We start from the raw sequence: 13,502 nt of genomic DNA, 5'->3' as shown, positions 1-13,502 counted from the left end.
CGGCGGCGGATGCGGCCGATCAGCGCCCTGCCTGCGCGGCGATCTCGACCGCGAGTCCGGGCAGGGCGAGAGCGGTGACACCCACGAGCGCGGCGGGCGGTGTCGCGTCGGCGGCCTCGAGGCGCTCGGTCAGCGCCGAGTACGCGGCAAGGGTCGCGGGCACGTCGGTCGTGTAGACGGTGAGCATGTGCACGTCGGCGAGGGTCATGCCTGCGCTCTCGAGGATCTCCTCGATGTTGTGCATGGCGAGGGAGATCTGCGCGGACATGTCGCCCTCGTGCAGGACATTGCCGTCGGCGTCCACCGATGCCTGTCCCGCGATGGACAGGATCCTGCTCGGCGCCGGCCGGAGCTGTGCGTGGTCGAAGCGGAACGGGGCGTTCCAGGTGGTCGGGTTGATCCGTCGGGTGACGGCGGGGGAGGTTGTCGTGGTCATGACTACGAGCGTCGTCGCAGGACACGGTGTTTCCCATCCCGCATCGACGGGGAATTCCGCGGCCACGTATCTGGGTGTGCCGGTACCCAGAAACCTGGGGGCGACGAGGGCTTGGCGCACGTCGCGCGTTCAGACGTGCGATGATTTCCGGCGCTGCGCGGCGAGACCCTCGCGATTGGCATGTCGCCGCAGGAGATGGCCCACGACGGATACACCGTCCAGCGAGGTGCGGGGAGCGGACGGGGAGTCGATTCTCTTCGACGGGACGACCGTGACGAAGTTTCGGCATCACGGCAATGACGAGGCTGCGGGAAACCGGTCTGGACTTTCCGTGAACTGCAGATCACGGAGAAGAAGTCGCTGTTCGGCAAGCCTCGCAATCCGAGGCAGTTCTCCGCGCTGCTCGTCATGTCGTCGATCATGAGTTTCACAGTGGACGAGGCGGGCAAGAGCGCGCTGGAAACGATGGTGGACGGGTTCCGCAACTGACCGCGGTTCCGTCGCGGCGCTATGGTTGGTCCGATCGAGGCCTGATACTCCTTGAGGTTTGGGGATCGAGACAGAATCGAGGTCGCCGATGACCGGGACGTTCACGCGATGTCGGGCATGGGTGGTCGCGTTGTGCGCAGCCGTGGGGATCGTGTTGGGAGTCGGTCCTGCCGCAGCTCTCGCGCAGGCGATGCCGACGCCGGCCGACGATCCCTTCTACAGCGACGGGGCCGACCTGGGTGCGTATCCGCCCGGCGAGGTCTTGCGAACTCGTGACGTGCAGTTCGTCGCTGACAACGTCGGCACACCGTTCCGGTCGACACAGGTGCTCTATCGCAGCACCGACGAGAACGGCAACCCGACCACCGCCGTCACCACGGTCGTTCAGCCACTGGCTCCGATCGGGTCCACCCGCATCGTGTCGTTCCACATGTTCTACGACGGTCTCGGCGCTCACTGCGATCCGTCGTACACCTTGCGGGGTAACAACCCGAGCGCCTCGGAACTGTCCGAAGAGGCTGCGGTGCTCGCGTATCTCGCGGCCGGCCAGACGGTGGTGATACCCGACTACGAAGGCCCGCAGCGAGCATTCTCGGTCGGCCGCCATGCCGGCCGCATCGCCCTCGACGGCATCAGGGCGGCCGAAACGTACCTGGGTGTCCCGAGTTCGACACCGGTGGGCATGATCGGCTACTCGGGGGGCGCCACCCCGACCGCCTTCGCGGCCGAACTCGCCCCGACCTATGCCCCCGAACTCAACATCGTCGGCGCTGCAGCGGGCGGTCTGTTGGTCTCCCCGCAACACACCCTCGAGTACGTCAACGGCCGCAACAGATGGTCGGCGGTGCTCCCCGGAGTTCTCGTCGGCTACCAGCGTGCCTACGGTTTCGACACGGACTCGTTCCTGTCGCCGTACGGGCGGATGCTCGTCGGCGATGTGGCCGACAAGTGCCTGCTCGAGTTCCGCGACAGCTATCCGGGACTGACGGACGCGTCCATGGTTCGGTCGCCGTACCGAGGGTTCTCCGACGTCCCCGCTCTGGCCGAGGCAATGCGCCGGAACGAGGCCGGAACGGCGGGGACTCCTCGTGTCCCGTTGCTGCTCTCGGTGGGCAACGTCGACGGGCAGGGCGACGGTGCGATGGTGGCCCGCGACGTTGCGGATCTGGCGGAAAAGTACTGCCGGGGCGGAGCACCCGCCCGGTTTCAGGTCTACTCGGGGATGGACCACAGTGGTTCGTTCGTCCCGTTCCAGGCCGATGCCGCGGTGTTCCTGGCGGAGCGATTCGCCGGTGTCCCGCCCGCGCAATGCTGAACCCGCGGGCGAACGGTGCACGGTGACGTAGGCAGGAGCGATGTCCGAGCGGCAGTCGGATCCGGCGTCACGCCGTCGACGTCGGCGTGAGAGGCATTGGCCACCAGTGGTTGTGGTGGCGGCCCACGGAATCGCGCCCCGGAGTTCAGTCGAGCAGGTTGACCGCGTTGGCGACGACGAGACCGAGAATCACGATCGACAGCACCGGCTGCACCGCCATGGCCAGCTTCGCCCACCGGGCGAGCGGCATGACGTCGGTGGGGCTGAAGGCCGTTGCGTTGGTCAGCGCGAGGTAGAGGTAGTCGAAGAAGACCGGTCTCCATCCGGGTGCCGCCAGGGTGGGGTCGAGTTGCTGTGGGAACGCAGGTCGGGGTGTTCTCGGGGATGCAGATGCCTCGTGACGGGTCCGCCGTTGTCGAGTTCCCAGTACAGGAAACCGAAAGCGATGATGGTCTGGAGCCACACCAGGGCGGCGGCGACGAGCGGTTCGAGTGCCACGGTGGTGCCGGGTTTGCCGTGCAGGAGATCCCATACGAGGCGCCCCGCGCTCCACGCCGCGCCGGAGGCGATCGCTGCGACGAGTAGGAGCGAGAGGATGCGAACCGATCGTCCGGGCCGATCGATGCGGCCGGGGTCGAGCACGATCAAGGCCAGGAGCAGGCATCCCGCGACGGCCGGGATGAACCACGGGAGGAAGCCAGTCCGTGCCGGGTCCGTAGTCTCCCGGAAGCAGGAACGGGACCGTCATCGAGACCACCACGAACGCGGACGCAGTCCACCGTTGCTCGGCTCGCGGCCGGCGGTCGGGCGGCGCGTCGTCGTTGCCATTCGGTCCCACCTTTGACGAAGGCCCGGGATTCACCGGATTGAAGGATCTCATCCAACCCGGGCGGAAGCGACCGGGAACCGGCTCGGCTTCGTTCGACGATGGTGTCCCGCGTCAACAGGTCAACAGTTGTCGAACTGCCACCGTCCGTCGATGAACGTCCAGGTACGCGGTTGCATTGCGTGTGCAGGCGCGCTCGGGTCGGAATCCACGGTGACCACCTGCCCTGACGACCCGTTCACCCTGACCGTCCAGTCGGTGTAGTTCGGGGTACGTCCGGCGTAGAACTCGTCGAGTACGAGACGGTAGATCTCGAGTGATCCGATCCGATCCCTGCATCGCTGTGAGTAGAACGCCCATGCCGCTGCGTCGTCGCGAACACCGGGAAGAGGCTAACGGCGTGAGGCGACGGGCGCGGAATCGCGTCGGTCGTGGTGCCCTCGGTGAGACTCGAACTCACACTGCACGGGTTTTGAATCCGTTTCCTCTGCCAATTGGGATACGAGGGCTTGTGCGGACACCACTGTAGAAGATCGGGCACGGGCGTCAAGCACCGGTACCCTCTAGAAGCCGCCGGACGCGTGACACGATGGCGGGTGAATGCTGTCGACGCGTGTCGTGCTCCGGCCACGCGCGGGGAGAGGAGTGCCGAGAATGAACGACCCCGCCGGGCCGGAGAACCGCCCCGCACCGCGTCGCGTCGTCGTGGCAGAGGACGAGACCCTCATTCGGATGGATCTCGTCGAGATGCTCCGTGAAGAAGGTTACGACGTGGTCGGCGAGGCCGAGGACGGGCAACGGGCCGTCGAGCTCGCCGAGGAGCACAAGCCGGACCTGGTCATCATGGACGTGAAGATGCCGCGCCGCGACGGCATCGATGCGGCCTCGGAGATCGCCGCGAAACGCATTGCGCCGGTGGTGATCCTGACCGCGTTCAGCCAGCGTGAACTCGTCGAGCGGGCTCGCGACGCGGGGGCGATGGCGTACCTGGTCAAGCCGTTCTCGAAGGCCGACCTCGTTCCCGCCGTCGAGTTGGCGGCGAGCCGGTTCGCCGAGATCGCGGCTCTCGAACGCGAGGTCGCCGGCCTCACCGAACAGTTCGAGACCCGCAAACTCGTCGAACGGGCCAAGAGCGTGCTCATGACGTCGCAGTCGCTGAGCGAGCCCGAGGCGTTCAAGTGGATCCAGCGTGCCGCGATGGACCGTCGCACCACCATGCGAGTGGTGGCCGAAGTGATCCTGGAGACCCTCGGCACACCGTGAACACTGCGCTACCGCCGTGTTTCCGAGCGCGCCGTGGGCCGACGCGTTCGCGGTGAGGTGCGCGCCCGTTCGACCTGATCCGGGCGGGTGCGAGGAGCCCGGCGGTCACGGATCCCCACCCGGTCGACGCGTAACGCTCGAAACACGAAACGCGCCACGTCGATTCATTGCGGTGCACAGTCATAGTGGCGACGCTATGTTCACTCCGAAGCTGGCGCGGTCGGCACATGCGGCCGTCCAGGGAGCGCATACATCGGAGGTGGACCGTGCATCGTCGTGCAGTGCAAGGCGCGTTGGTTCTGGGAGTCGCCGCGACTCTCGCCGTGGCGGGATGTAGCAGTAAGACGACCGACGAGGGATCGAGCGGTGGCGGGACCAGCGCATCGGCCGGTGGAATGAGCATCGTGCCCCAGGTGCTGCTCGACACCGAGGGTGTCGAGGTCCCGGCCACCGACGTCACCGACGCCGCCGACCCCGCCGGAAGTGGGAACGCCACGTGCGAGGGCGTGTCCATCGCCATGGCCGGGGCTCTCACCGGTGCGAACGCCGCGCTCGGCCAGAACATCCTCAACGGCGCGAAGCTCGCCGTGGACAAGCACAACGAGAACAACCCGAACTGCCAGGTCCAGATCGTCCAGTTCGACACCGAGGGCGACCCGCAGAAGGCGACTCAGGTCGCGCCGAACATCGTCAGCGACCAGTCCGTCATCGCGTTGCTCGGACCGGCCTTCTCCGGCGAGACCAAGGCAACCGGCGCGATCTTCAACCAGGCGGGCCTGCCGTTCCTGACCGCGTCCGCCACCAACCCCACCCTGACCGAGAACGGCTGGACCACCTTCTTCCGCGGCCTCGGCAACGACAACAGCCAGGGCTCTGTCGTGGCGAAGTACCTCACCGACACCCTCGACGCCAAGAAGGTCTGCGTCGTCCAGGACGACTCCGACTACGGCGTCGGCCTCGCGAACGTGGTCACCGAGAGCCTCGGCGCGGCGGCCGACCCCGCGTGCTCGGCCAGTGTGAAGACCGGCCAGAAGGACTTTGCCGCCACCGTCTCCCAGATCAAGGCCGAGGAGCCGGACGCGATCTGGTACTCCGGCTACTACGCGGAGGCGGCACCGTTCGTCACCCAGCTGCGGGAGGGCGGCGTCACGGCGCTGTTCGCGTCCGGTGACGGCGTGAACGACCCCGAGTTCGTCAAGCAGGCAGGCGAAGCCGCGAAGGACGCGATCCTCACCTGCCCGTGCATCCCCGCCCCCGAGGCGCTCGCGGACGAGTACGAGGCATCCAGCGGACAGGCGCCCGGCGTCTACTCCGTCGAGGGCTACGACCTCGCCACGATCATGCTCACCGCGATCGACTCCGGCGTGAAGGACCGCGCCGGGATGCTCGAGTTCGTCAAGAACTACGACGGCCAGGGCGTCGGCAAGCGCTACCAGTGGAACCCGCAGGGCGAGCTGTCGAACGCCCTCGTCCAGATCTACGAGGTCAACTGATCGTCCGCGGCCGGGCACCGGTGACAAGTGCCCGGCCGCGTGACGCGGCACCACCGACCTCCACACGACTGAACGAGGTACCGCGATGATCGCGACCGCCCTCGTCGACTCCACTGCCCTCTACGCAGGCAGTGTCGACGTCCTCGCAGACAACATCGACTTCAACATCGCAGGACTGACGAAGAGCTTCTGGCAGCTGACCGTCGACGGCCTCAGCTACGGCGCCATCTACGCCCTCGTCGCGATCGGCTACACGCTCGTCTACGGCGTCCTGCGGCTCATCAACTTCGCCCATTCCGAGATCTTCATGCTCGGACTCTTCGGGCAGTACGTGGCGCTGATGCTGCTGGGCTTCGCGCCGAGCGGCAACGTGTACAACGAGGGCGTCGCGATGACCGTCGTCTACCTCGGTCTCGCCATGCTCTTCGGCATGGCCGTGTCCGGCGGCGCCGCCGTCGGGCTCGAACGCGTCGCCTACCGCCCACTGCGCAAACGCGGCGCCAAACCGCTCGTCTTCCTCATCACCGCCATCGGAATGTCCTTCGTCCTCCAGGAATTCGTGCACTACGTGCTGCCGAAGATCTGGCCGGGACTCGGGGGGACCAACGCCCAGCAGCCCATCAAGCTGGTGCAGCCGGTCGAGGTGTTCACCGTCTTCGGCGCCACCGTCACCAACGTGACGATCGTGATCATCGTGGCGGCACTGCTGCTCACCGCCGCGACCGACATGCTGATCAACCGATCGAAGTTCGGGCGCGGGATCCGCGCCGTCGCGCAGGACCCGGACACCGCGACCCTGATGGGCATCTCGCGGGAGCGGGTCATCATGTTGACGTTCCTCATCGGCGGCCTCCTCGCCGGCGCCGCCGCGCTGCTGTACGCGCTGAAGATCCCCTCCGGAATCATCTACAACGGCGGCTTCATCCTCGGCATCAAGGCGTTCTGCGCGGCCGTCCTCGGCGGTATCGGCAACCTGCGCGGCGCGCTGATCGGCGGACTGCTGCTCGGTGTGATGGAGAACTACGGCCAGGTCGTCTTCGGAACCGAGTGGCGTGACGTGGTGGCGTTCGTCCTGCTGATCGCCGTGCTGATGTTCCGCCCGACGGGCATCCTCGGTGAGAGCCTCGGGAAGGTGCGGGTATGAGCGCCCGGCACGCCGGCGCCGCCGACGCAGCCAGGGGCCGCGGCGTCGGGGACGCGATCCGTGGCTGGTGGAACGGGCTGACCCGGCCGATGCAGTGGCTCGTTGGTGTTCCGCTGATCGTGCTCATTGCCCTCCTCCCGGTGTGGCGACCACCGCTGCTCGACACTCCCGGCACCGACTTCGGTGGCGTGATGGCGCAGTTCGCGATGGTCGCGCTCATCGCAATCGGCCTGAACGTCGTCGTCGGCCAGGCCGGGCTGCTCGACCTCGGTTACGTCGGCTTCTACGCCGTCGGCGCCTACACCGTCGGGCTGCTGACCAGCCCGAACAGTCCGTGGAACAAGATGGGAACCAGCGAGTTCTTCTCCACGGACTGGGCGTGGCTGTCGTGCCTGCCGATCGCGGTCGCGATCACCGCGTTCACCGGACTGCTGCTCGGAACACCGACACTGCGGTTGCGCGGCGACTATCTCGCCATCGTCACGCTCGGGTTCGGTGAGATCGTCCGACTGCTCGCGGACAACCTCACTGACGTCACCAACGGCGGCCAGGGTCTGTCGCAGATCGCGTACCCGCACCTCGGAGAATCCGAGGAGAAGCCGTACGGCGTCTTCTCCGCAGGCAACACCGGCGGCGACGTCAACTCCGGGGTGTGGTGGTTCTGGGTGGGCATGGCGATGGTGATCGTCGTGCTTCTCCTCGTCGGCAACCTCGAACGCAGCCGTGTCGGCCGTGCCTGGGTCGCGATCCGGGAGGACGAGGACGCCGCCGAGATCATGGGTGTGCCGACGTTCAAGTTCAAGCTGTGGGCGTTCACCATCGGCGCCGCGATCGGTGGCCTGTCCGGGGCGCTGTACGCGGGACAGGTGCAGTTCATCAATCCCACGGGCTTCAACGTCATCAACTCGATGCTGTTCCTCTGCGCTGTGGTCATCGGCGGACAGGGCAACAAACTGGGTGTCATCGTCGGTGCGTTCATCATCGTGTACCTGCCGAACCGGGTGATGTCGGTGCAGGTGGGGGACCAGTCGCTGGGCGACTACAAGTACCTGTTCTTCGGCCTCGCGCTGGTGGTGCTGATGATCTTCCGGCCGCAGGGTCTGTTCCCGGCCCGACAGAAGCTGCTGGCGTACGGTCGGCAGGTGTACCAGGCGGTGCGCAGGCCGTCCGATGTGGCGGACCCGCCGGACCGGGGCGACCCGGAACCGACCCCGGAACCCGTCGCGAACGGAGGTGGGCGATGACCGCGGGACCCGGCGCGGGTGACGCGCTGTTCGACAACGAGGACCTCGCCGTCGACCTCCCCCCGGAGGAGAGCGCACAGAACGCGGGCGTCGTCGACGTGGCCGCGCTCGACCCGGCGCTCGCCGATCCGGATGCTGTCGCGGAAGCCGTTGCACCGCAACGTGAGATCCGGGTCGACGAGGGTGAGGCGCTGCTCCGCACCGAGGGGCTGACGGTGAAGTTCGGCGGACTCGTCGCGCTCGACGACGTGAGCTTCGAGATCCGTCGTGGCGAGATCCTGGGTTTGATCGGGCCGAACGGCGCAGGCAAGACCACCTGCTTCAACGCGATAACCGGTGTCTACAAGCCGTCCGGGGGCACCGTGACCTTCGACGGCAGGCCGCTGGCGAAAACCAAACGCAACGAGATCACCCGCCTCGGTATCGCGCGGACCTTCCAGAACATCCGACTCTTCGGCGAGATGACGGCGCTGGAGAACGTCGTCGTCGGAACCGACGCCCGGCACCGCACGTCCGTCCCCGGCGCGATCTTCCGCACCGCGAGGCACCGCCGCGAGGAACGCGACGCCGTCGAGCGAGGCATGGCGTTGCTCGAGTTCGTCGGAATCGCACCGCGCGCCGTCGAGAAGGCCCGCAACCTCTCCTACGGAGACCAGCGCAGGCTCGAGATCGCCCGCGCCCTCGCCACCGAACCCAAACTCCTGTGCCTCGACGAGCCGGCCGCGGGGTTCAACCCCAGCGAGAAGGCCGCTCTGATGGACCTCATCCGCAAGATCCGCGACGACGGGTTCACGGTCCTGCTGATCGAACACGACATGCGCCTGGTTATGGGGGTGACCGACCGCATCGTCGTCCTCGAGTTCGGGCGCAAGATCGCCGACGACGTGCCCGCCGCGATCCGCGAGAACCCGGCCGTGATCGCCGCCTACCTGGGAGTGCCCGACGATGAACCAGCCTGACACCGACTCCGCGTCGGACGGCACCACCGACGCGCCGCTGCTCCAGGTCACCGACATGATCGTGGGCTACGGCCGGATCCGGGCGCTGCACGGGATCTCGATCGACGTCCGTCGCGGCGAACTTGTCACGTTGCTCGGCGCGAACGGGGCGGGGAAGTCGACGACGATGCGGGCGCTGTCCGGACTGCTCCCGCTCGGCGGCGGGCGGATCGTCTTCGACGGCGCCGACATCAGTCACGTCAAGGCACACGACCGGGTGAAGCTCGGAATGGTGCAGGTCCCGGAGGGGCGGGGCGTGTTCCCCGGCATGACCGTGCAGGAGAACCTCGACATGGGTTGCTACGCACGGACGTTCGCATCCAAGGGCGAGTACGCCGAGCGTCTGGACTGGGTGTTCGAGCTGTTTCCGCGACTCGCGGAGCGTCGCACCCAGGTCGGCGGCACCATGTCGGGCGGCGAGCAGCAGATGCTCGCGATCGGACGGGCACTGATGGCGCGGCCGCGACTGCTGATGATGGACGAGCCCTCGATGGGTCTGGCTCCGATGGTGATCGCCCAGATCTTCCGCATCATCGCCGAGATCAACGCGCAGGGCACCACCATCCTGCTCGTGGAGCAGAACGCGCAGCAGGCGCTCCGCCGCACCGACCGCGCCTACATCCTCGAAACCGGCGAGATCACCCGCACGGGTACCGGTAGCGAACTGCTCGCCGATCCTGCGGTGAAGCAGGCGTACCTGGGCGTCGGATGAGCCGACGCGCCAGCGTGGCGCGCCCGATGTTGCGTACCTGTCGGGGCACCTCCCTAGACTCACTGCGGTGAGCCCGACAACGTCACCCGCATCCGACACCGCATCCGCAGGCACCGGCGACAAGCCGACGCTACTGCTCCTCGACGGGCACTCGCTGGCGTATCGCGCGTTCTTCGCCCTGCCGGCCGAGAACTTCAAGACCCACAGCGGTCAGACGACCAACGCCGTGTACGGGTTCACCTCGATGCTCATCAATCTGCTGCGCGACGAGCAGCCCACCCACGTCGCCGCCGCGTTCGACGTCTCGCGGCAGACGTTCCGCGCCGAGGCGTTCCCCGAGTACAAGGCGAACCGCAGCAAGACGCCGGACGAGTTCAAGGGTCAGGTCGAGATCACCAAGGAGGTGCTCGGCGCGATGGGCATCCCGGTGATGGCCGAGGCCGGGTTCGAGGCCGACGACATCATCGCCACCCTCACCACCCAGGCCACCGCCGAGGGATTCCGCGTGCTCGTGTGCACCGGCGACCGTGACGCGCTGCAGCTCGTCACCGACGACGTGACGGTGCTGTACCCGCGCAAGGGAGTCTCCGACCTGACGCGGTTCACGCCCGCCGCGGTCGAGGAGAAGTACGGTCTGACGCCGACGCAGTACCCTGACTACGCGGCACTTCGCGGCGACCCGTCGGACAACCTGCCCGGTATCCCGGGTGTGGGGGAGAAGACCGCGGCCAAGTGGATCCGCGAGTTCGGGACGTTCACCGAGCTCGTCGACCGGGTCGACGAGGTCCGCGGCAAGGTCGGTGACGCGCTGCGCGCCAACCTGTCGTCGGTGGTGATGAACCGTCAGCTCACCGAGATGGTCCGCGACGTCCCACTGCCGTACACCCCCGACCAGCTCGCGTTGGCGCCGTGGGACCGCGACAAGATCCACTCACTGTTCGACGATCTCGAGTTCCGGGTTCTCCGGGACCGACTGTTCGACACGCTGTCCTCCGCCGAACCCGAGGCGGAGGAGGGCTTCGAGGTCCGCGGCGGCCCGCTCGCGCCCGGGGAGGTCGCCGGATGGCTCGCGGAGCATGTGCGAGACGGCGCCCGGGCGGCGCTGTCGGTGGTCGGCCCGGGCAGCCCGTACGGGGGTGACGCGACGTCCGTCGCCATCGCTGCCGCCGACGGCGAGGGCGCGTACATCGGAACCGCCACGGTCACCGAGGAGGACGAGAACGCCCTCGCGGACTGGCTGGCCGATCCCGCGGCGCCGAAGGCTCTGCACGAGGCGAAGTCGGCCATCCACGCGCTGCGGGGCCGCGGCTGGACACTGCGCGGCATCACCAGCGACACCGCACTTGCGGCGTACCTGGTCCGGCCCGGGCAGCGGAGCTTCAACCTCGACGACCTGTCGCTGAGGTACCTCAAGCGGGAACTGCGCGTCGAGGACTCGGGCGACGCACAGCTGTCGTTGCTCGACGCCGAGGACGAGGCGGAGTCGAAGGCAGCGGAAACGGAGATCCTGCGGGCCCGGGCGGTCCTGGACCTCGCCGACGCCTTCGACACCGAACTGGCGGCTATCGAGTCGGCTCGCCTGCTCACCGACCTCGAGCTGCCCCTGCTGGAGGTGCTCGCCGAGATCGAGGCCACCGGCATCGCCGTCGACACCGACCACCTGGACGGCCTTCAGTCGACCTTCGCCGCGCGGGTGGCCGATGCCGCGAACGCCGCCTACGAGGTGATCGGCGAGCAGATCAACCTCGGCTCGCCCAAGCAGCTGCAGGTCGTGCTGTTCGACAAGCTCGACATGCCGAAGACGAAGAAGACGAAGACCGGGTACACCACGGATGCCGCAGCGCTGGAGTCCCTGTTCGAGAAGACGCAGCATCCGTTCCTCGAGCACCTGCTCGCGCACCGCGACGCCACCCGGCTCAAGATCACCGTCGACGGCCTGCTGAAGTCGGTCGCGGACGACGGTCGCATCCACACCACGTTCAACCAGACCGTCGCCGCCACGGGACGGCTCTCGTCGACCGAGCCGAACCTGCAGAACATCCCGGTCCGCACCGACGCCGGCCGGCAGATCCGCGACGCCTTCGTCGTCGGGAGCGGGTTCGAATCCCTCATGACCGCCGACTACAGCCAGATCGAGATGCGGATCATGGCGCACCTGTCGAACGACGAGGGCCTCATCGAGGCGTTCAACACCGGCGAGGACCTGCACAGTTTCGTCGGGTCCCGGGCCTTCGGCGTGCCGATCGAAGAGGTCACCCCCGAATTGCGTCGCCGGGTGAAGGCTATGTCCTACGGCCTGGCCTACGGGCTCAGCGCCTACGGCCTCGCCGCGCAGCTGAAGATCTCGACCGAGGAGGCGAAGGAACAGATGGACGCGTACTTCGCGCGGTTCGGCGGAGTCCGCGACTACCTCCACGAGGTGGTCGAGAAGGCACGCAAGGACGGCTACACGTCCACCCTGTACGGGCGTCGCCGCTACCTGCCCGACCTGAACTCCGACAATCGGCAGCGCCGTGAGGTCGCCGAGCGGGCGGCGCTCAATGCGCCCATTCAGGGCACTGCCGCCGACATCATCAAGGTCGCGATGATCGACGTCCAGGCCGCACTGTCCGACGCCGGTCTGCGGTCCCGGATGTTGCTCCAGGTGCACGACGAACTGGTGCTGGAGATCGCGGCGGACGAGCGTGACGCCGTGGAGGCCCTGGTCCGCGAGAAGATGGCAGGCGCAATCGAGCTGTCGGTTCCCCTCGACGTCTCCGTCGGAGTGGGTCGCAGCTGGGATGCGGCGGCCCACTGATGGGGGTTCTGGTCTGCTTCCACGCGCACCCCGACGACGAGGTGTTCATCACCGGCGGCGTGATCCGCGCTGCCGCGGACGCCGGGCACCGCGTCGTCCTCGTCACCGCGACCGACGGCGCACTGGGTGAGGTGCCGGACGGTGTTCTCGGCGCCGGCGAGACCCTGGCCGGGCGGCGTATGTCCGAGCTCGACGCCTCGGCCGCCGCGCTGGGCGTGCATCGGGTGGTGCCGCTGCACTACCGGGACTCGGGGATGGCGGGCACCGCCGACAACGCCCACCCCGACGCGTTCTGCAACGTCGATGTCGACGTCGCCGCGGCTCGCCTGGCGGAGGTGCTCGCCGAGGAGCGAGCCGACGTCGTGACGATCTACGACGAGAACGGTGGATACGGACATCCCGACCACATCCAGGTTCATCACGTCGGGGTCCGGGCAACCGAACTCGCCGGTGTGAAGCGGGTGTACGAGGCCGCGGTCAACCGGGACCACATGAAGCGGATGATCGCCGCCAATCCTGCGTGGGCGGACGGTGCCGACGCACCGGACGTGGAGACTCTCGGTCTGCCGGAGGAACTGATCACCACCGTCGTGGACGTCTCCGGTCACGTCGAGGCGAAGCGTGCGGCGATGGTCGCGCACGCCACCCAGGTCGGCGACTTCGGGCCGTTCCTGCAGATGCCGGTCGAACTGCTGCGCGCCGCGGTCGGAACGGAGTGGTTCCGGCGCCGCGACGCGCAGGACGGTCACCGCGAGTCGGCGCTCGACCTGTGACAGCCGGGTCGG

11 protein-coding genes and 1 tRNA gene are annotated in these 13,502 nt (G+C 67.7%); 9 read left to right on the top strand and 3 right to left on the bottom strand.

Going from position 1 to position 13,502, the window contains the following annotated elements; all coding sequences use genetic code 11:
* Positions 1–19: 19 nt before the first annotated feature.
* On the bottom strand, positions 20–436 hold the full coding sequence (locus ACFSJG_RS11855; protein WP_378485425.1) for a RidA family protein: 417 nt from the start codon (positions 434–436) through the stop codon (positions 20–22).
* 577 nt (positions 437–1,013) lie between these two features.
* Between ACFSJG_RS11855 and ACFSJG_RS11850 the strand changes: the two genes are divergently transcribed.
* Positions 1,014–2,240: a lipase family protein gene (locus ACFSJG_RS11850; RefSeq protein WP_378485424.1), complete on the top strand. Its 1,227-nt coding sequence runs from the start codon at positions 1,014–1,016 to the stop codon at positions 2,238–2,240.
* Between the two features lie 282 nt (positions 2,241–2,522).
* Here ACFSJG_RS11850 and ACFSJG_RS11845 read toward each other — a convergent pair whose 3' ends face one another.
* Together ACFSJG_RS11845 and ACFSJG_RS11840 are read right to left on the bottom strand one after the other, a co-directional pair.
* Positions 2,523–2,888, bottom strand: coding sequence for a hypothetical protein (locus ACFSJG_RS11845; RefSeq protein WP_378485423.1), 366 nt, complete (start codon positions 2,886–2,888; stop codon positions 2,523–2,525).
* Positions 2,889–3,498: 610 nt separating this feature from the next.
* A tRNA-Leu gene (locus ACFSJG_RS11840) sits at positions 3,499–3,575 on the bottom strand.
* A 145-nt stretch (positions 3,576–3,720) separates the two neighbouring features.
* On the opposite strand from ACFSJG_RS11840, the gene ACFSJG_RS11835 reads away from it, so the two are divergent.
* The 8 genes from ACFSJG_RS11835 (at position 3,721) to ACFSJG_RS11800 (ending at position 13,490) form a co-directional block, all read left to right on the top strand.
* On the top strand, positions 3,721–4,329 hold the full coding sequence (locus tag ACFSJG_RS11835) for an ANTAR domain-containing response regulator (RefSeq protein ID WP_378485422.1): 609 nt from the start codon (positions 3,721–3,723) through the stop codon (positions 4,327–4,329).
* A 266-nt stretch (positions 4,330–4,595) separates the two neighbouring features.
* Positions 4,596–5,822, top strand: a complete 1,227-nt coding sequence (locus ACFSJG_RS11830) for a branched-chain amino acid ABC transporter substrate-binding protein (RefSeq protein ID WP_378485421.1) — start codon at positions 4,596–4,598, stop codon at positions 5,820–5,822.
* A gap of 85 nt (positions 5,823–5,907) precedes the next feature.
* A complete protein-coding gene (locus tag ACFSJG_RS11825) occupies positions 5,908–6,966 on the top strand; it encodes a branched-chain amino acid ABC transporter permease (protein ID WP_378485420.1) in 1,059 nt (352 codons plus the stop codon).
* A complete protein-coding gene (locus ACFSJG_RS11820; protein ID WP_378485419.1) occupies positions 6,963–8,210 on the top strand; it encodes a branched-chain amino acid ABC transporter permease in 1,248 nt (415 codons plus the stop codon). The genes ACFSJG_RS11825 and ACFSJG_RS11820 overlap by 4 nt, the downstream gene beginning before the upstream one ends.
* Positions 8,207–9,169, top strand: a complete 963-nt coding sequence (locus tag ACFSJG_RS11815; RefSeq protein ID WP_378485418.1) for an ABC transporter ATP-binding protein — start codon at positions 8,207–8,209, stop codon at positions 9,167–9,169. The genes ACFSJG_RS11820 and ACFSJG_RS11815 overlap by 4 nt, the downstream gene beginning before the upstream one ends.
* Entirely contained in the window at positions 9,156–9,920 is a 765-nt protein-coding gene (locus tag ACFSJG_RS11810) for an ABC transporter ATP-binding protein (protein WP_378485417.1), read from the top strand. Before ACFSJG_RS11815 ends, ACFSJG_RS11810 begins: the two co-directional genes overlap by 14 nt.
* Before the next feature lie 67 nt (positions 9,921–9,987).
* Positions 9,988–12,717 (top strand): DNA polymerase I, encoded by a 2,730-nt coding sequence (polA, locus tag ACFSJG_RS11805; protein WP_378485416.1) that lies wholly within the window; start codon positions 9,988–9,990, stop codon positions 12,715–12,717.
* Complete coding sequence (locus tag ACFSJG_RS11800) at positions 12,717–13,490, top strand: PIG-L family deacetylase (protein WP_378485415.1); 774 nt, start codon at positions 12,717–12,719, stop codon at positions 13,488–13,490. The genes polA and ACFSJG_RS11800 overlap by 1 nt, the downstream gene beginning before the upstream one ends.
* Positions 13,491–13,502: the final 12 nt, after the last annotated feature.

The organism is Rhodococcus gannanensis, assembly GCF_042681175.1.
GTDB lineage: Bacteria > Actinomycetota > Actinomycetes > Mycobacteriales > Mycobacteriaceae > Rhodococcus_G > Rhodococcus_G gannanensis.
This window is presented reverse-complemented; position numbering and strand designations above follow the sequence as displayed.

Excerpts from the sequence above, each read along its gene's own strand:
- ACFSJG_RS11820 (WP_378485419.1), top strand. The coding sequence starts at position 6,963 with ATGAGCGCCCGGCACGCCGGCGCCGCCGACGCAGCCAGGGGCCGCGGC.
- ACFSJG_RS11825 (WP_378485420.1), top strand. The coding sequence starts at position 5,908 with ATGATCGCGACCGCCCTCGTCGACTCCACTGCCCTCTACGCAGGCAGT.
- ACFSJG_RS11815 (WP_378485418.1), top strand. The coding sequence starts at position 8,207 with ATGACCGCGGGACCCGGCGCGGGTGACGCGCTGTTCGACAACGAGGAC.
- ACFSJG_RS11850 (WP_378485424.1), top strand. The coding sequence starts at position 1,014 with ATGACCGGGACGTTCACGCGATGTCGGGCATGGGTGGTCGCGTTGTGC.
- ACFSJG_RS11835 (WP_378485422.1), top strand. The coding sequence starts at position 3,721 with ATGAACGACCCCGCCGGGCCGGAGAACCGCCCCGCACCGCGTCGCGTC.
- ACFSJG_RS11800 (WP_378485415.1), top strand. The coding sequence starts at position 12,717 with ATGGGGGTTCTGGTCTGCTTCCACGCGCACCCCGACGACGAGGTGTTC.
- ACFSJG_RS11810 (WP_378485417.1), top strand. The coding sequence starts at position 9,156 with ATGAACCAGCCTGACACCGACTCCGCGTCGGACGGCACCACCGACGCG.
- ACFSJG_RS11855 (WP_378485425.1), bottom strand. The coding sequence starts at position 436 with ATGACCACGACAACCTCCCCCGCCGTCACCCGACGGATCAACCCGACC.